22 protein-coding genes are annotated in these 16,303 nt (G+C 47.5%); 1 reads left to right on the forward strand and 21 read right to left on the reverse strand.

Going from position 1 to position 16,303, the window contains the following annotated elements; genetic code table 11:
• The first annotated feature begins 10 nt into the window (after positions 1-10).
• Positions 11-685: a helix-turn-helix transcriptional regulator gene (locus tag SJ312_RS15275; RefSeq protein ID WP_162762206.1), complete on the forward strand. Its 675-nt coding sequence runs from the start codon at positions 11-13 to the stop codon at positions 683-685.
• A gap of 14 nt (positions 686-699) precedes the next feature.
• Here SJ312_RS15275 and SJ312_RS15280 read toward each other — a convergent pair whose 3' ends face one another.
• The 21 genes from SJ312_RS15280 to rdgC all read right to left on the reverse strand — a co-directional run bounded on the left by SJ312_RS15280 (position 700) and on the right by rdgC (position 16,094).
• Complete coding sequence (locus tag SJ312_RS15280) at positions 700-1,368, reverse strand: hypothetical protein (RefSeq protein ID WP_042847309.1); 669 nt, start codon at positions 1,366-1,368, stop codon at positions 700-702.
• Positions 1,369-1,412: 44 nt separating this feature from the next.
• Positions 1,413-2,567 (reverse strand): acyl-CoA dehydrogenase family protein, encoded by a 1,155-nt coding sequence (locus SJ312_RS15285; protein WP_042847312.1) that lies wholly within the window; start codon positions 2,565-2,567, stop codon positions 1,413-1,415.
• Between the two features lie 9 nt (positions 2,568-2,576).
• On the reverse strand, positions 2,577-4,010 hold the full coding sequence (locus SJ312_RS15290) for an FAD-binding oxidoreductase (protein ID WP_072035188.1): 1,434 nt from the start codon (positions 4,008-4,010) through the stop codon (positions 2,577-2,579).
• A 30-nt stretch (positions 4,011-4,040) separates the two neighbouring features.
• On the reverse strand, positions 4,041-4,889 hold the full coding sequence (locus SJ312_RS15295; RefSeq protein WP_166267800.1) for a GNAT family N-acetyltransferase: 849 nt from the start codon (positions 4,887-4,889) through the stop codon (positions 4,041-4,043).
• Positions 4,890-5,071: 182 nt separating this feature from the next.
• On the reverse strand, positions 5,072-5,350 hold the full coding sequence (locus tag SJ312_RS15300) for a hypothetical protein (RefSeq protein WP_226617167.1): 279 nt from the start codon (positions 5,348-5,350) through the stop codon (positions 5,072-5,074).
• 71 nt (positions 5,351-5,421) lie between these two features.
• A complete protein-coding gene (locus tag SJ312_RS15305) occupies positions 5,422-5,745 on the reverse strand; it encodes a hypothetical protein (RefSeq protein ID WP_042847315.1) in 324 nt (107 codons plus the stop codon).
• Positions 5,745-6,308 (reverse strand): hypothetical protein, encoded by a 564-nt coding sequence (locus SJ312_RS15310; RefSeq protein WP_042847318.1) that lies wholly within the window; start codon positions 6,306-6,308, stop codon positions 5,745-5,747. The genes SJ312_RS15305 and SJ312_RS15310 overlap by 1 nt, the downstream gene beginning before the upstream one ends.
• A complete protein-coding gene (locus tag SJ312_RS15315) occupies positions 6,305-6,811 on the reverse strand; it encodes a hypothetical protein (protein WP_210790429.1) in 507 nt (168 codons plus the stop codon). Before SJ312_RS15315 ends, SJ312_RS15310 begins: the two co-directional genes overlap by 4 nt.
• 8 nt (positions 6,812-6,819) lie before the next feature.
• A complete protein-coding gene (locus tag SJ312_RS15320) occupies positions 6,820-7,239 on the reverse strand; it encodes a hypothetical protein (protein WP_042847321.1) in 420 nt (139 codons plus the stop codon).
• 8 nt (positions 7,240-7,247) lie between these two features.
• Entirely contained in the window at positions 7,248-8,018 is a 771-nt protein-coding gene (locus SJ312_RS15325) for a hypothetical protein (protein WP_042847323.1), read from the reverse strand.
• 25 nt (positions 8,019-8,043) lie between these two features.
• A complete protein-coding gene (locus tag SJ312_RS15330) occupies positions 8,044-8,406 on the reverse strand; it encodes a hypothetical protein (RefSeq protein WP_042847325.1) in 363 nt (120 codons plus the stop codon).
• Between the two features lie 123 nt (positions 8,407-8,529).
• Entirely contained in the window at positions 8,530-8,859 is a 330-nt protein-coding gene (locus SJ312_RS15335; RefSeq protein WP_166267804.1) for a hypothetical protein, read from the reverse strand.
• Between the two features lie 152 nt (positions 8,860-9,011).
• Positions 9,012-9,893, reverse strand: a complete 882-nt coding sequence (locus SJ312_RS15340) for an AbaSI family restriction endonuclease (RefSeq protein ID WP_042847328.1) — start codon at positions 9,891-9,893, stop codon at positions 9,012-9,014.
• A gap of 50 nt (positions 9,894-9,943) precedes the next feature.
• Complete coding sequence (locus SJ312_RS15345; RefSeq protein ID WP_052219395.1) at positions 9,944-11,659, reverse strand: DUF4942 domain-containing protein; 1,716 nt, start codon at positions 11,657-11,659, stop codon at positions 9,944-9,946.
• 124 nt (positions 11,660-11,783) lie between these two features.
• Entirely contained in the window at positions 11,784-12,392 is a 609-nt protein-coding gene (locus tag SJ312_RS15350; protein WP_042847330.1) for a hypothetical protein, read from the reverse strand.
• 72 nt (positions 12,393-12,464) lie between these two features.
• The gene (locus tag SJ312_RS15355; RefSeq protein WP_042847331.1) at positions 12,465-12,917 is read right to left on the reverse strand and encodes a hypothetical protein; all 453 of its coding nucleotides are present in this window, start codon (positions 12,915-12,917) and stop codon (positions 12,465-12,467) included.
• Positions 12,918-12,929: 12 nt separating this feature from the next.
• The gene (locus SJ312_RS15360) at positions 12,930-13,397 is read right to left on the reverse strand and encodes a hypothetical protein (RefSeq protein WP_042847333.1); all 468 of its coding nucleotides are present in this window, start codon (positions 13,395-13,397) and stop codon (positions 12,930-12,932) included.
• An 88-nt stretch (positions 13,398-13,485) separates the two neighbouring features.
• Complete coding sequence (locus tag SJ312_RS15365; RefSeq protein ID WP_052219397.1) at positions 13,486-14,133, reverse strand: DUF2726 domain-containing protein; 648 nt, start codon at positions 14,131-14,133, stop codon at positions 13,486-13,488.
• 37 nt (positions 14,134-14,170) lie between these two features.
• On the reverse strand, positions 14,171-14,539 hold the full coding sequence (locus SJ312_RS15370; RefSeq protein ID WP_042847335.1) for a hypothetical protein: 369 nt from the start codon (positions 14,537-14,539) through the stop codon (positions 14,171-14,173).
• Complete coding sequence (locus tag SJ312_RS15375; protein WP_052219416.1) at positions 14,536-14,856, reverse strand: DUF1064 domain-containing protein; 321 nt, start codon at positions 14,854-14,856, stop codon at positions 14,536-14,538. Before SJ312_RS15375 ends, SJ312_RS15370 begins: the two co-directional genes overlap by 4 nt.
• A 242-nt stretch (positions 14,857-15,098) precedes the next feature.
• A complete protein-coding gene (rdgC, locus tag SJ312_RS15380; protein ID WP_042847513.1) occupies positions 15,099-16,094 on the reverse strand; it encodes a recombination-associated protein RdgC in 996 nt (331 codons plus the stop codon).
• Positions 16,095-16,303: the final 209 nt, after the last annotated feature.

A 16,303-nucleotide genomic window follows, 5' to 3' on the forward strand; every position in this document is an offset into this window, starting at 1 on the left:
GTTATTTAGCTTGGATGACGTTGATATTATTGAACAAATTTTGAAGGTTTCAGATGCGCTAGGATGCAAAGGCTTCTCCTATGCGGTCCAGCCTAAAAGCAAAAAAGGTGGTTCCGTAATCGTCTCGAACTTTCCACCACACTGGCAGGTTAGATACGAAAAACTATCATATCATCACATAGACCCTATCATGACATGTGCTAAAAAAAGTATACAGCCTTTTCACTGGGCTGATGCTGGTAGCAAACCATATCAGGATGTCAGAAATATTCAGATATCCGACCATGCCATTCCTGGTGTACTGAATGGATACACAATACCTTTGCATGACCACATGGATAACGTAGTGGCCTTTAGTGTTTGGAATGACAATTCATCCAGCGAACTCCAGCGACCTCATCATCCAATAAATGATAATATATATAGAAAAATCATAACCCTACATGAGATGATGTTAACCAAAAAAAATGAAGTGGCTGAAATAGAACAACACATCCTTAGCAGCAGGGAACTACAGGTGCTGCAACTGTCCGGACATGGAAAAACCTACAAAGAGATCGCTCAGACTCTATCAATTTCTGAGAACACTATAAAATTTCACGTTAAGAATATCCTAACCAAATTGAATTCTAGCAATATGAGACAAGCCATAACTACGTTAAAAAAGACTTCTGGCTATTTTTAAGTGGAGAAATAGCTTCAGAAAGAGTCACCATACACCCGCTCGGGCAGCGCGCTGAGTTTTTCACAAATCTCGCCCCTAACAAACAAGCAGTAATCCCGCTTACCAACCAAATACACATCGTAATCCACCAGGCAAGCATGTGCATTTGATAACTTCACAAGCAAAGCACTCATAATGTCCGGGAAGCCTGGCGCTTGATTCAACAGGTGAAAATTCACTGTAAATCGCGTAGGTAGAGACTCCAGAATATCTCTTTCATAAAAATCATTTTCATTCTGAACACCCCAGTAAAAACTTATCTTTCGTTCCGAATCTTTATTTGCTTCAGTGAGTAAAATAGAGCGAGCATAAGAATAACCAGAACCAAAGGCCAGAACGATGACAGGCCTACCGCTGTCTGAACGAAGCCAGGCGTTCCCCATAGGCCCGGCAACAACAACGTCATCACCGACCTTTAGTTTTTTGAGAAAACTATCATGCTTCCTTGTGTCGGCGATATGTAACTCGATCACCTCACCTGAGTTTTCGGGAGAAGCTATCGAAAAATACCCAGATCGGCCGCAATTTAGAATAACCTGAACATATTGACCGGGCTGATAATTTAGTTCAGATTCAAGTCGAATCACTACACGATAGATGTAAGAGTTTAGAGCTCTCATGCTTGATACAGTTGCCGTTACCATTTTTGCCTCACGTTAAAGGCTGGGGATGACCCAGCCAATAAACATCAAATGAACAGGTTGTTTGAATGGTTGTTTAGTAGAAATTGTCCACACTGCTGAACAATAGACTCACTGGCAACAGCGTGCTGATTCATGGTGTAACTGTCGCGCAACCATTTATCCATCGGTGTTTCGTTTTTATATATCGAAGCACCGCCCACCAAGTCATAAATGGTTGAGATGATTTGACGGGAAACCTTGAATGCTTGTTGCCTTGCCAGGGCAACTGTAATGCGGTGAGCGTTGCTCAGCGGCTCTTTACCTACAAGGCCATCCCATTGCTCATTCAGTGATGAATAAACGGCACATCGTGCGCTATAGAGCTCAATTTCACACCGTGCAAGAACCGCCTGCACTCGTGGACTTTTTTTCCACGAAACCGACAGTGAGCGGTCGTATTTGTGCTCAGCAAGGCTGATCGCATAGTCCAGAGCAGCACGCGCCATCCCGAGTGGTATTCCTGCCATGTTGCGCAGGATAGCATCAGGAACATCGTGTAAAGGCCCTTTGCGATAAGGCTCATTGAAACTAAAACTGTGCTCGTAGGGAACGAACATGTTATTGGCACCATAATCACGACTTCCACTTCCGGCAAGACCAGTCGTGTGCCAGTTATCGTGTAATTCGTACTCATCAGGTTTTGCCATCATAACCCGCCAAATTGGCGCTCCGTGGCGATCAACGACCTGATTACCATCCTGATAAACGAAACACCCTGCGCTGAGTATATCGCAATGACTTAAGCCACTGCCAAACCGCCAGCGGCCGGAAACACGATATCCACCAGGCACTATCTCTGCTTTACCTTGAGGATGTATCCAGCCTGCCGTAATCGAGTCAACGGTGAACATATCACGCGCCACAGGCTCATCTATAAAGCCTGAGTAAATACCTGAGTCACTGCCGATCATTGCACACCAAGCCACAGCAGCATCACCAATAGCCAGTTGCTCGATAACCTGGGTTTGCTGAGGTGAGGTTAATTCCAGCCCTCCCCATCCTAATGGGAAATTCATCCTGAATACGCCAATCTCCCTGAGTTTGTTAACAATATGGGGAGGTAGTCGGCGCTGTTCTTCAAGTACACCACCTTCAGCTGAAACTTCCTTTGCCAGCTTTTTTGCATTAAGTAACAATGATTCGAATGAGATTGCGTGCATTGCGATCACCTATAAATATCTGTCATTACTGATAATGTTATTGGGGTCAATGAATTGCTTTAATTCACGAACAAAGCTTCTTTCACCCACACCAGGAGTAATTGGATCCGCCCACTTGGCATGTTCAACACCTAGCCGGTAAGGGATAAATCCTTGCGCCGTAAATTTTTCATGTAATTTACTTAAAGCGGTCAATGAATCTGCCGACTCTTTTTCGCTTTTCTTAAAAGCGATTGAGACAACCAGGTCTATGACATCACCACTAAGGGCGTTGATCGTAGCCCCGCAAAGAACTCCGGTTTCGTTGTGAACTTCATCAATTAGCTGATAGGCCATTTCCAGCGCATCAGCAGTGAAAGGAATCAACGGAAGGAAAAAGATCCAGCCAGTGCCACCTGTATCAACTTTGTCGTGTCTAGCTCCCAGCGTTTTTCTAAGCAGAGTGTCATTTAGGGATGAATCGCCAACATGGGCAGCTTCAACCAAATTAGCGATCACATCAGGCCCAGGATAATTACCTTCAGTTACCGAATTCGATGTCACATTTGTAAATACCTGCGAAGATTCGCACAATTTTTTAATCAAACCGATTCGTTGCGAGACATCGTCAGATAGACCGTCCACACACAAGTGAACGGTATATAATCCGTCACTACCGCCATAGGTTGAGTTGGCCGTGGTGTCATAGATCTTCAATACGCCGCTACTCAGGCCGTTAGCCACCCATTTCTTCAATGTTTGTATTGCTGGTGAAAGCAACTTTCGGCTGAAGTTAAATCGGACTACATGTGTACTTTCAGGGCGGGTATGTAGTTTTATTACCCCTGCCGTAACAACACCAAAACTAGATTGCGTAAAAAACTGCACTAATGAGGGGCCTACACCATGCGGGTATATAGGCGTTTCAACACTTCCGGGCCACCAGCCAACACGGATGATTTTTCCCGTCGGCAACAGGACTTCAATGCCGACAAGGTCTTCAGTTCGTTGATGACGAAGTCCCACCCCTCTGTCCAAGGCATTGCCGAGGAAGCTGGAGTGAGCGGAAGATGCTGTAATGTTCAACATTTTTTGGGTGCCGATTAACAGCTCAGACAGTTCGCCTTGGGTCACGCCAGGCTCAATAATTGCCCAGCCTTGGTCTGTATCAATTTTCCGTACTGCATTTAATTTTTGTAACTCAACAAGGTAGCTACCGTCCGCAACATCCTCCCTAGAGCCCAGGCCCCAGTTGTACCCAATGCTGACAGGATGCAGCCGGGTGTTAGGAAACTCACTTGCACCTATCACTATTTGCTGGAGGTCTATGAGTGAGTTTGGACGTAAAATGCCTTTAATTTTTCTACGTCGAAAAGCACTGACGTTATCTGGTAGCCGTTTTGCCCTGACAACGCACTCACCATCTACACGCGATGCAATATAGCTAAGGAAATCTTCTTTCATGGTATTCTCTTATGTTGAAAGGTTGGTGTTTCAGAGTTTGGTTTTGACGTAACTTAGTTGGTCACTGAAAGTGCCATCTTGATTAATTAGTCTGTGTTTACTGACTCCTTCATGTACATAGCCTGCCTTGAGCGCGACTTTTTTGGAGGCCACATTTTCGGGTTTAACTCCTAATTCAAGGCGATTAAATCCTCCATCAGTCATCAGCCACTCAGAAAGCAATTTCAGGGCCTGAGATGCATACCCCTTTCCTCTGAACCCTGAAAAAACGCCGTAGCCAACATCACCAACCTTGGGTGGCACTACAGGCCGAAGGCTGATCCGACCAATTAATTCTTGTGTCTCATTTTCGAAAATAGACAGCATCATTTTTTCCCCCAGTAGCCAATATAGGCCTGCCAGACGGCAGTCTTTATCAAACTGAGAGAATGGGATGTCAGGATAGATAGACCAAAAACGAGTGACAGAGTCGTAGTGGTCTTGGAACATACGATGCCCATCGGGTCGGGCTGAAATGCGTAGCGTTACCACGCCATCGGTAAGGCCTTCTTGCGGGAATGGAGTGAAGGATTCGTGACCAGATTTAGCGCTGGAATAATGCAGTTCAACAATATCGATATCAGCGCCCCTGGGATCTTTAAACGCTATCAATCCACTGGGACTGAGTCCGGCATTCAGCGCTGCGGCTACTGCTGGTAGATTGTCTGAGTGAATTAGGCTCAGAACAGTTTTTCCTGCCTGCTCAAGCTCAAGAAATTGAGTCGTGAGTTTTAAAAATGCAGCCTCTGGGTCTGAGCACTCCCCCAGGGAGTGATAGATGACATTGTTAGAAATGGGATGTTCACTGAATAGAGACATTACACCATCGGAATCGCTCATTTGAACAACCCTGTGATGCATGTTTAGTTTATCTAAGACGTGCTGAGTGCTGTTACATAGCGGTGCGGAAGATGCATGATGTAAGAAATTCATCGTTAAACCTGTGAGATGGTTGTTTTGGCTAGGACGCTCAAAGCATATAGCCAATTCTTACAGGTTTAACCTACACAACAGGGTAGTTTTTATGGGGCAGTGGTATTAATGACCTTTGTGGCGACTTCCAGTTCGTCAATGGCAACGTTGCCTAGAAGGAGACCTAATCGGGTTGTAAGATTTAATTGGTTATTTGCATACAGCCAAGCCATTGCTCCCATACAATAGGATTCACGGCCTGAAGACTGATACTGCCCTTCCTCTCTGTCTTCAGCACCGCCCTGGTAGGTTGTCTTGTGGCAGAAAAAAACCTCCTGATCAGAAGAAAGCAATGTGCGCTTAATGTCATCCAGACGGCCCTCTGTCAACGGGATCCCTCCCGTCGTTCTGAACGGACAATTTGCGCAAGGTTTTTTAACGGCAAACAATTTTTTAATGTTCATTTCTGTTCCGTATAAATAATCGATGCACCTTTCCAGCGGCGAGTAGTGTTGAGCATGAAGTTAGGGTCGATACTGCGGACCGCCTCGGCCATCATTCGTGGTAAATCGTGCTCCACACCGACAATGTCGAGAGACATACAAAGGCCGGAAGCGTACTCGTTCAACAGCGTAGCAGCCAGCTCTGGTGTTGATACGCCGCGCTTGACTTCATCTTGCCGGACGGCCAGAACACCACCAAATTGGGCATAGACATCGCGCCGAATAGCATCAAGCAAGTGCGGCCAAAAAGCGCCTTTTGGTAACTCACTTAGGCGATTCATCAAAAAAGCCTCACAAGGAAGTCAGGGGTTGACTGCTTGGTATATAGATTACCATCACATCGTTCGCCATCGAAAGATTCCCAGCCCCATGCGGGGTCAACAGAGGTTCCTTTGAGCACTCTATCAATACGTGGCAGTTGAAGAAGGGCTTCATCGTACAAGGCCTGGTTGGTTTGCTTAAGCATCGGCAAGATCCGATTACCCATTTCCCACAGGTGGAACAGGATACCTTCATTTACGCCGGGCCTTGCTATCTCGTGTAACTCAGGAAGTGTCTTATGAATGCGACTTAACTGATGTTCCCAGTTCACATAGAGATCAACCTCTGCCTTGATTGCAGTGCGGTCAGTAATGATATTTGCGCCGTATATACGGTGCATTAACACGATGACATCCAATTCACATAACCCGTCATTGAGGAAATTGAAGGTCGGCAGGTTGAAGTGCATGAACTGAAGGTAAGCAACAGCCAGATCCACCTGGTGCAAGTTCATCATGGTTTCTATTGCGTAAAAATCATCTTTTCGGGTGGCGTATGTATGGGTAATGCGAAACTTATTCATTGCTGACCGCCTATGTTCCAGTGCCCTGGGATTACATCGCTTAAACGCATGAATGGTGTGTGTTGCTCATCAGAGGGGTAGCGTTCATCCAAAGCGGTAAAGACATCATCGGCATCCAAATCCGTTGCTCGAAAATCGTCCACCAGCCGACGAACTATTTGCCCTTTCCTCTCCAATTCAGTAAGCAACAGGATGACACGACATAGGGCTTGCTTAGCGCTGGCCTGCGCGTATCGAAGTTCACATGCGGCGACATTGGCTTCAGGGCTGATTGGAATATTAAGTTGTAGATAAGCCGTGGCCGCAGCACGGTTGTGTTCAAGGCTTCTCACCAATGCCCTGATCAATACAGGCATCGCACCAATGTGATGTGGTGATATCACGATACTAAGAGCGTCACTCTTAACTATCATTTCATTGGTGATTTTCCATTGATAATCGCGGTTTTTATTGTCCTGAACATACAGTAAACGGACCAAGATCAGGACAGCCGCGATCAGCACATACATCATCATTTAACCCCGTGCTTGATGTCTATTTGTTCAGCACGCGCAATGCTCCCGGCAATCAGTTGCTCGCATTTCTCGCGACGAAAATCTGAACTTGCGCCGATCTCATCGAACTGAGTTTTTAGCTGGCCGGTGTATTTCTCAACGGTTTCCTGCATATAGTCGGTCATTGCCTGCGCCCTTTCATCAGAATCCTGTTCAGCACCTAGCGCTTTAGATAACGCCCGCTGCATTTGTCGGGCAATTTCTTTGCCGCGCGAACTGGGGCTTTCAATGTAGGCTCGGCACTGTGCGATTGCGGCGAGTACAGCGCCATGCGAGCCTGCAATTTCGCCTATGGATTCTTTCGGCAAAGGTGCAGATTGAGCCGGAATAGACCCCAGAGAGAGCACCGCGATGAATATAGCGATAGAACTTTTCATTGTTAACCTCACGGTTTCATTTCGACGGGTAAAGCCAGCACGGCAATGCGATGGATAGCCGCAGTGATTAGCGCAATGGGCACGATCGCAGTGTAAACCAGCCAGTCACTATTAAGTGACGTGTACGACCACAGTGCGAACATGGCAAGGGATAGCATGGAAGTGGCAATCATGATGCTGACATTGCGGAACACGGCCAAGACGACGGCCTTGAAGTTGCTGAACAACGCCCCTTCACAACACACTACAGCCCCCACGAACATGATCATCATTGGCAGGACGAGCAAGGTCGTGAACGTCACCAGACTGTACATGTTGAAGTAGACTGGGAACAATGAAAAGAACCCCTGGGACTGAACGGCTGGAGGGGTTGATAACGGTACTGGTACTTGAGCATTACTTGCGGCAGCGCTGGCTGTCGGCATGTAGAGGCTGAGGCACCAAAGCACAAATACCAGCAAGAGTGTGGCAATAAGGCCAGTAAACAAAGTCACAATCAGGTTCCGAATGTGATTTTTAAATGGCAGTCTTTTGCCCGTGATTTTCTGTTGTGTCAGGGTCATCATCACCAGCGAGGTGATGAAAACAGGTTGGAGGATAAAAAAGCCGATATCGGCCATAGAAAGCCGCTGCATTAGCAAAGAAAGCAATCCTCCGCCGATAAAGGTCGGGACTATCAACATGAGCAAACCGTAAGGGCTCAAAAAGGATTTACACGTTTCGGTGAAAATGGATTTGATCGAACGGGTGCTAACTTTCGCGTGTCGCATTTTGGACATTGGACATCCCTTATTTGAAGGTTGGTTATTGGCCGCAACGCTTTTGAGGCGAAGCGTGGGAAATAACATTGGTGAGGTCACGGCGCTTTCGGCGGGTATTGAGGTCAACAACGTTGGAGTTAGAGGTTGTTGAGAGCAAGGCGGTCCGTTCGGCAGGACGATAGGCCTTAAGAGTAACGCCCTGGAATGTTAACGGGACTCCCTCCCCACCATCTTCATTGCAACGCCCCCCGGCGAGTTCATGCAGTTTCATACGCTGCTTCACATCCGAGGCTTTACGGCGAAACTCGTCCATGCTCTGACGGTCAGCCAGGCACTGGGCCAGATCTTCGTTGCTCAATGTGAAGCGGTATACCACCAGCTTTAACCAATATTTAAAGTTACCCATGACTCTTCCTAAATGGTTTCGAATGGGTTAATTGTCTCATGCAACTACTGCTGACAAAGAATGCAAAGGAGATCGAAATGACCTCCTTTTCTTTCAGAATTTCAACGCAGAATGGAGGATGATTTATTTCGAGGCTGTCATTGATAGGTACTTTTTACACTGCTGGTGGACACGACCGGCAAGAATGATCGAGGCGCTATAGTCGAGAACATCTAACCCAAAATGATAGAGCGTTTCATCGTTAGTCGGCTCAAACCAGCGACGAACGCCACGACGGCCAACTTTCAAGAACCAGGAGATACCTGTGGCTTTGTCATGTTCGATGAAGAGTCTTTCAGCCCCCTGCTCATCGGTGATGATAAACCCTGCCCCTTGCGGGTAGATAAGGCCTGAAGCACCAGGAGGAATGCAAGTTGATTCATTGGCTGAGAAAGCCAGTCGCTTTCCACGCAAATTTACAAACTGAGTCACGCTATTGTCCTGAAGAAAAATGAACAGCAGATAAAAAAAGGCAGGCATTGGAACCCACATGCCTGCCTATGTGTGACGTCATTTTAAGATGAGGTGAACCTGTGACGAAGTAAAATGGGCGACAAAACGCGGTGCTATTTTTGCCCTGAAAAAACCTTCACGCGTGTATCTACCCGCTTGAAAACATTAACGCCTTCAGTTGATTCAGACTCGTCTTGGGTGAAAACCCCCAGAAATCGATATAGCGTTCGATTCAGTTCATCGCGCGAATGAGCCATTACGATGCGGTAACACCATGTTTCCTTATAGTTACGCTCAGGATTAAGGCTTTCTTCCCTTATCAGATCGCCATTAATGGAAAGTGAATTATCCCATTCTCCTGCCTTGTATAAACGTGGAAACCAAACCATCACATCCCCGGTCAACCCTATTGCTTCTACAGCGGCTTTGGGTAATCGCCAGCCTCCTGATTGATGGTGGCCTTTATCTCCATAGCCAAAGCACTGTAAAGCATCACGATGATATCTGAATACAGCGTAAGGTCCCGCCTCCAGGAAACCTGCATCAATATGTTTTTGAGCAGTATAGCGTTCTTCATAGTCCCAGGAGAGGAACAAACCTTGCATTTCCAGCTGGGCTTTTCTATCCCTGACGAACTGGATAAATTCGTCAACGAGTTGATTGATGGCATCCAGGGTTAGGTTATTGGTCGGAATGCGTTTTTCAATAAATCCGGTCGCTTCCAAAATATCTAACCGACGAATACCGTCAGCCTTTTTTGCATCATCGCTGTCATGGTGTGCTTCGTCTATCTCAAGATACAGCTTAAGTTGAGGGAAAAGCAGATCAGCAAGGTAAATCTTTCCAGATTCTCCTTCCTTACGGATGCACTGCTGGCAAACGAACTCAAGCTGCGGATCATCCAACTTGTGAAAGATTCTATTAATGATGTAGTGCTCCCAGCGCTTGTGTGAAATTTTTGATAATGCTCGGAGAACGTAGTCGGTTTTACTCATAGGTTTACCAGTGCGGCCGTTATGGCAAATCCCATTAACGGCCGAGAATATTAATGGAAATCAATAGTAAATAGTCTAACTTGCACTCCAGTTCCTTCAAAGGCATTTTCATATTGGCCGACCTGATGTACATCACACTCACGATCTATCAACGCCTGAATACTTTCGTCAGTAGCGCTTCCAGGTAAGATAACCACAATACGCCCTTCACTCTTAACAAACTGCTGCGCATGCTGTAGGTGCAATTTCCAACGATTGTCGGAGTATGGAGGATTCATTAACACACGCTCAAATAGGCCCAGTTGCGTTACCGTGGTACTGAGGAAATCTTGCTGGTGGGTATCCCAGCGCAAGCGAGAGCACATGGCTGCGACATTGTTTGCCTCGACCCCGATCACCTTAACACCTTCTGGCAAATTGCGAAGTAGCGCACCAAAGCCGATGCTGGGTTCAAGTAAAGTATCACCCTCACGCGGGTCGCATTCGTCCATAGCCGCTTTCTGGAGGTCCCCCGTTGTAGGGTAGAACTGATGTGTTTTTTGGTCGGGCAAGGTACCACTGATTGCGATCGCTTTAAACGCGTCCATCGGCCAGAATTCAAACTCGTAGACTTCAGGCTTTACCTCCACCGCGCCAAGGATACGGAAGATACTATCAAGTTCCTTTTTTACCAAGTCGGTGTATTGGTATGGTCGGGGCATCACGATAGTAAATGGAGCCGCACCATATTGCTTCGCACTGTGTTGGTTGTTTCGGGCCATTTCAGCCAATTCTGTGCAGGTTGGGAACGCAATCCGGTAATCAATTAAATCGCCCGTGTATTGCGTGTTTCGAGGTGCCTTGTTGGTTTTTCCTCTCTCTTTGAATTGAGGGATGAGGCCTGGCATACGGTAAGCCAGTACCGTATTGAGGTCATCGCAAACAGTCTCGGAGACCTGAATATGTACATTGCCGTTAAGGAAGCCTTTACAGGTCAGCGCGCCACCGTCTACCGATATCCATTCTCCCACGTTACTGCTGAGGGATTGCTCCAACGCCCACTTATTCACGATTTCAGCGCCAGGACGGCCTTGCATGAGGCCGATGATTTTACGCAGATCGCTGAGGTAATCCATATTGTCATAACCGCGTTTATAGTCGCGGCATGGCAGGCAATTGGTGATCACCATCTTCGGACTAAAACCTTGAGCCTTGTTAGTTTTGTGAAACACTGACAGTTTTTTGAATACGCCTTCGACCATTTCTGCGAAATAATCTTTTTTCTCAGTGGTCAGGCTTTTTGCAGTGGCGAGCACATTCTCTTCTGTGAAGGCAACAGGCCGTAGGGCGGCAAGTCGATCTGGAGATGCTTTGCGCCACTGCCTAAGCGTGTTGTACCACTCGTCTTTCCGGGCGGTTGGCATAAAATTACGTACACCAGTGAGATCCAATACTTTTTGCCAGAAGGACTCATCCAATGCGCAGGTGGCTCGCTGGAGATCAAACAGACAATCAACGGCCAATGTTGTCCCTATCGAGTTGTTACATCCGTCAGTAAAATAACGAAATGCCTGGCTATGACGTTTACCCATAACGACGAGGTGCAATGAGTCAATTTCGCTACGTGCATCGTGGTATTCTGCGAGTAGTTGCGTAAGTGCGTTGAACAGACGAAACCCTTCGTGTGGGGTTATACCGGCATGATGACCATCTATAGCTTGATACAGAGGAAGTATCGGCTGAAATTCAGTGGCGGGGTTGGGTTCGTAGATGGCTAAACTTGTCATGGGGTACCTCACTGGAAATAGAATTATTATCCGGTGGGACTAACCGCTGACGAAGGGAAAAAGTCAAAAAAAAAGCCTCGTCCTAACGAGGCATCTATTAAAATGAGGTACTACTTATTATCTCTCAACACACGTCGTCTTCAACATCCTCACCGAACTCATCGAAACAAACCCGCGTCGGGAGAGCGACTCCTTTGGGGCGAAACGTATGATGGAGCTGGAGGTTGTTCAAAAACTCTGCTTGTATGAGTATTTTTATACTGTTACGTAGAGTATCTGAGGTCGGGTTTAAGATCCAGCCACATTTTACGCGTATACCACGTTTATTCGTGATCAGCGCGGTGCATTCACTTTCATGATCGGACTCTTGATTGCAGTTCGGGCAAAGGAATACCGGCGTAGAGCCGCCTTCCATGAGGGCCTCGCGAAAGTCTTCAGCGGTCGGCCAGATATAAGCATCGCAAATTTCCGGCAGACGCTGCTCGTTATAGAACTGAGCCGGTGCATCATGACCTCGAATACCCTCCAGTGACTGAAGGATCCGCTCTGGCGAAAGAGATAACACATCGCTGTATTCTTCCAACTTCGCGTAGGTCGTGTTGCGCATTATGGTCACAGTTAACACGTCCGCGCCCGATCGCAAGGCTACATTTTCAAGCGCCTGAATAGCTCCCTCAACCGAGTTCGGTGGTAATTGGGTATGAATGCGTTGCGCTATCAGTGACTGGCTCATTTTCACTTCCTCAGGAATGGTTGTAATGCCGATTTTACTTCGGCTTGTGCCGCTGACTGAATTTTCCAGGTACTACAATTTGCTGCTCATGGTTAGGCCATCACTTGTCGGGATGTCAAAGCACAGGGCATTTCCAGACTGATATTCGTAGTCACCCATCAAATAGCAAAGTTTGAAATTCCCGCGATGGTACTGGCGCAATTCAAGCGGCAGACCCGGATTGGGGAAGATCTGTAGCTGAACAGTAAATTGGCCTTTTGTGGTCTGGAAATCAGTCTTCAAACCAGTGCCCGTTTCATTTGAGGCTCGAACAACAGGCTGCGTGACCGTGCCAACATCCCAGGTGGTGATCAAGGTTGTCGAACGCAAGTAATAAATCACGGAAAGCCCGGCCACAAGCAAGACCAAAAGAAATGCAATCAGGAACTCCCTTGACGTAATTGTGTACGACCAGTGTTTTTGCTTTTTGCGCGTGTTTTTTTTACGGCGCGGAGCTCTTTTAGGAGGCCGCTCAGGAGTAGTCATAAAAACCTCTTTTTAACTTTTCGTGGCAATTTTTAAGCCAGCCAACATGTACATCACTTGAATTTCACTCAAGGTGCTTAGGTTTAATTCTTGTATATATCTACATATCCCTTCCGGGGTTTCAACGATCGGCATGCCAGGCAATACACCTCCACCAGCACGCTTTGCGAGATGCAAACCTGCATAGAGATGTTTGATCTGATGAGAAGAAAGCGCCGATATATCCAGGTGTGTCAGATAATCCCGCTGCCGCTGAATGCTATAGCGTTCGCGGACATCATACTCATCAGGTAGTGCAACAACGCCTTCTATGCTGGTTGCTGTGAATTTATCAAAGGGAGAGGAAATGCCAGCAACAATGAACCGTTGTTCGGCAACATTAACGACCTCACCTTTGGAAAGATGACCGTCCTGGTGCTGAATGAATACCGTGGATCCGGTATACAGGTTACCTGTCCAATATCTATAGGATTGAGACATTCCACGCCCCCTTTAAGTGATCTCACAAATACATGATATCAGTAGTTCAGAATCGACAAAGCCCGAACAAGTCGGGCTTTCATTTGGTTTATTCGAATTGACCGTCGGAGATGGTCTCCGATATATCTATCGCGAGATCGTTATCGCTGATATCTGCCAGGCGCTCGTAGCGGTAGAGCGGGATATTCAGGTGGCTGAGCAGGCCAATCAGAAATGCACTGTTCTCAGATTCGGCCAGTCGCTCTTCAGTCAGCATGACCAGTACAATTTCGCCGCTATGCACATCGCTTAGAACAAAGTTAAAGTTCATTCGCGACATAAACTGCATGGCACTTTTGACGTCCAGACTTTGGCTCTCAAAATCCTTTTCTTCGGCCTGAATAATGTCGGTCACTCTGACGCGTGGTGCAACCGCATATTGGTCGGCAAACATCTCAATCAGGCGAGAGTACAGATTGCTGGCATCGCGCGGGAGAATAAATTTATGGCGTTTGTACCCAACGTAAATGGCCGGAGTCAGTTCGTCATCACTGGATATCACGCCTTCGTGATCTTCCCTTTGATAAATTCGCTCACCCGTTTCGGCATCAATGGGAAACAACTCGTCGAGCGTTGGCTTCCGGCTCCCCTTTTCGCCGCCCGGTTTTTTTTCCGACTTCCCGGTAAAAAACAGTAAGTAGGCCAACCCTAATACACCTGCAATAAATACGGCCAATCCAATCATCTTGAAAGACATGACGCACCCCCGTGCCTGTCTTGGTGAGTAATTCCTGTTATACCGGCCTGTCCGCAATGTCGTTGCGGATCAGGTAGTCAGCCAGGTCCCTAAGTGAAGAAACGCCCAAGTCCCGCAGTACCGCAGGCGGGCGCTCTTTATTAATTTCGGCTTCACGCGCTTTGCGGACATTCTGCAAATATCGATACATCTCTTCCGGCAAAGTCATGGCTTTGGCACTCAACAGCGGGTAATCGCTGCGGGCAAACCACGCTTCATAGGCCGCATCCTTGCGAACGTGATACATGGAGGGATCCATTTGCCCCTCGACGGGCGGTTGCCAAGTATCGTCATTGCGCTTCTTGCGCTCCGTGGATAAGAACCAGGTTTCGAAAAATTGCTTTACCACGCTATCAGTTACGCTCATGGATTTTCCTTGTTGTACCACGGAGAGAAGTCTTCAAAATTCCAACCTCCCTCATCTTTGAGCCATTTCACGGCCAGAAAACGGAAGGGATAGTGTTCTGCTGCAAGCTTTATCTTGACTCTCGCGTCCTCTTCCCAATGCCCTTTCACTTCATGCACCTCCAGATCACCCGAGGTCAGCATGACGAAAAAGTCCGCTGTATACGTTGTTTTGTCGGCAAGGCGCAGTTTGATTGATTCGAACTTGAACCAGGCGACTTCACCAGCATGCATACGCCATTTCAGATGTTCGGCGTAGCGTGCTTCTGTTTTATTCATTGTGCCCGTTCGCAACCGCCCCAGCGCTTGGGTCCGTAGCTTTGCTGTCAACTCTGCGGGTGCAGACTCAAGGCTTTGCTGGATGGGCGTTACAGGCTGCACGTCTTTCTTTGGTACCGATTTTGAACTCGCGCTCCGGCCCATTCTCTGTTCGTATTCGCGTTGCTGTTCTTCAGTCCAACGAAGCATTAGACGTTACCTTCGGTTTCGATTACCTAATTCATACCCGGTATGGTTACACGTTATTCGTCGTCATCCAGCTCGCTGTTATCGGCCGCCTCACCACTTTCATCGCCTTCCTCTTTGTCACCCCCGTCAGCTTCAGTTGAGGACTTAGCTTCCCCGCCGAACGCAGCAATTAACTGATCAAGGAGCTCCATAATGACTCCGGTAAACAAAACGAAGTCTGCATCAAACCTCTGCACTTCATCTTCACGATCAATATCATCGTTTTGCTCAATGAGGGCGTCAGCAAAGTTCAGCCTTGAGATGACAAAGCTGTCGTTGATGACGAAATTAAGTTGCTCCATCCAGCTCATCGCCAGCTTAGTGACCAACTTGCCAGCTTCGATGTGGTTAGCAATCTCATCGCAAACCAGATCTTGTCGTTTTGTCGTCACAACGCCACCGTCTTCCAGAATAGCTTCCAGGGTCGCTTCATCGCACAACGCCAGGCCTGGAGGCAGCTCGGAAGAGCGAACCCACTCGGTCAGCTTCAGCTCAACCGGAGTTTCTAACGTGAAAGGTATGATAGGCAGAGTGCCCAGTGTTTTACGCAGGAGCGCTGCCGCGTCTTCAGCGCGTTTAAAGCTGGTGGTATCCACTATGATCAGCCGGGATTTGGGATCAATCCACATGTTCATGTTGGCGTATTTACTCAGTGCTTTGGGTAGCAATTCCCCTAGCACCAGGTCGTTCAGCGCTGAAATTTCTGTGCGTTTCAGACGACGATTTTGCTCTTTTTCCAGCTTGGTCACACGCTGGCGCACGAGCTCTTTTACCGTGGCCGGAGGAATGATTTTGCTCTCGTTACGCTGAGTCAGCAGAATGAGGCCATTCGCCTGGTGAGTAAGCTCTTCGTACTCTTCACCCAGCGGGCTGACCCAACCAGTGCGCGCCATATCCTGCGGGCCGCACGGCTGAAACATGAAGGGTTTCAGTTGTTCTGTGATGTTACTGAAGTCAATCTGGCGGGTGATGCGGTACACCACGACACTTTTGGGACGAAAAAGAGGCATAGCTCCCTCACTATGATTTTTAATCAGAAGGGGCTTGCCCTTTGATTTTTGTTTTGACAGGTACTGGATGCGGTCACGAATAGCCAATTGCACCCAATACACCACATTGTTGTCTTTGATAAATTCAAGGTATTGGCGACTAGCTTCAGCAGGGTCATACCGGTGAATGATGGCAATTTCATCGCAGAATCGCTCAGTTAGAGGATCCT

The organism is Providencia sp. CIM-Carb-044, from assembly GCF_033901115.1.
GTDB classification, from domain to species: Bacteria; Pseudomonadota; Gammaproteobacteria; order Enterobacterales; family Enterobacteriaceae; genus Providencia; species Providencia hangzhouensis.

Coding starts and splice junctions, on each gene's coding strand:
- SJ312_RS15280 (WP_042847309.1), bottom strand. CDS start 1,368: ATGGTAACGGCAACTGTATCAAGCATGAGAGCTCTAAACTCTTACATC.
- SJ312_RS15285 (WP_042847312.1), bottom strand. CDS start 2,567: ATGCACGCAATCTCATTCGAATCATTGTTACTTAATGCAAAAAAGCTG.
- SJ312_RS15290 (WP_072035188.1), bottom strand. CDS start 4,010: ATGAAAGAAGATTTCCTTAGCTATATTGCATCGCGTGTAGATGGTGAG.
- SJ312_RS15295 (WP_166267800.1), bottom strand. CDS start 4,889: ATGAGCGATTCCGATGGTGTAATGTCTCTATTCAGTGAACATCCCATT.
- SJ312_RS15305 (WP_042847315.1), bottom strand. CDS start 5,745: ATGAATCGCCTAAGTGAGTTACCAAAAGGCGCTTTTTGGCCGCACTTG.
- SJ312_RS15310 (WP_042847318.1), bottom strand. CDS start 6,308: ATGAATAAGTTTCGCATTACCCATACATACGCCACCCGAAAAGATGAT.
- SJ312_RS15320 (WP_042847321.1), bottom strand. CDS start 7,239: ATGAAAAGTTCTATCGCTATATTCATCGCGGTGCTCTCTCTGGGGTCT.
- SJ312_RS15325 (WP_042847323.1), bottom strand. CDS start 8,018: ATGTCCAAAATGCGACACGCGAAAGTTAGCACCCGTTCGATCAAATCC.
- SJ312_RS15330 (WP_042847325.1), bottom strand. CDS start 8,406: ATGGGTAACTTTAAATATTGGTTAAAGCTGGTGGTATACCGCTTCACA.
- SJ312_RS15340 (WP_042847328.1), bottom strand. CDS start 9,893: ATGAGTAAAACCGACTACGTTCTCCGAGCATTATCAAAAATTTCACAC.
- SJ312_RS15345 (WP_052219395.1), bottom strand. CDS start 11,659: ATGACAAGTTTAGCCATCTACGAACCCAACCCCGCCACTGAATTTCAG.
- SJ312_RS15350 (WP_042847330.1), bottom strand. CDS start 12,392: ATGAGCCAGTCACTGATAGCGCAACGCATTCATACCCAATTACCACCG.
- SJ312_RS15355 (WP_042847331.1), bottom strand. CDS start 12,917: ATGACTACTCCTGAGCGGCCTCCTAAAAGAGCTCCGCGCCGTAAAAAA.
- SJ312_RS15360 (WP_042847333.1), bottom strand. CDS start 13,397: ATGTCTCAATCCTATAGATATTGGACAGGTAACCTGTATACCGGATCC.
- SJ312_RS15365 (WP_052219397.1), bottom strand. CDS start 14,133: ATGTCTTTCAAGATGATTGGATTGGCCGTATTTATTGCAGGTGTATTA.
- SJ312_RS15370 (WP_042847335.1), bottom strand. CDS start 14,539: ATGAGCGTAACTGATAGCGTGGTAAAGCAATTTTTCGAAACCTGGTTC.
- SJ312_RS15375 (WP_052219416.1), bottom strand. CDS start 14,856: ATGAATAAAACAGAAGCACGCTACGCCGAACATCTGAAATGGCGTATG.
- rdgC (WP_042847513.1), bottom strand. CDS start 16,094: ATGCCTCTTTTTCGTCCCAAAAGTGTCGTGGTGTACCGCATCACCCGC.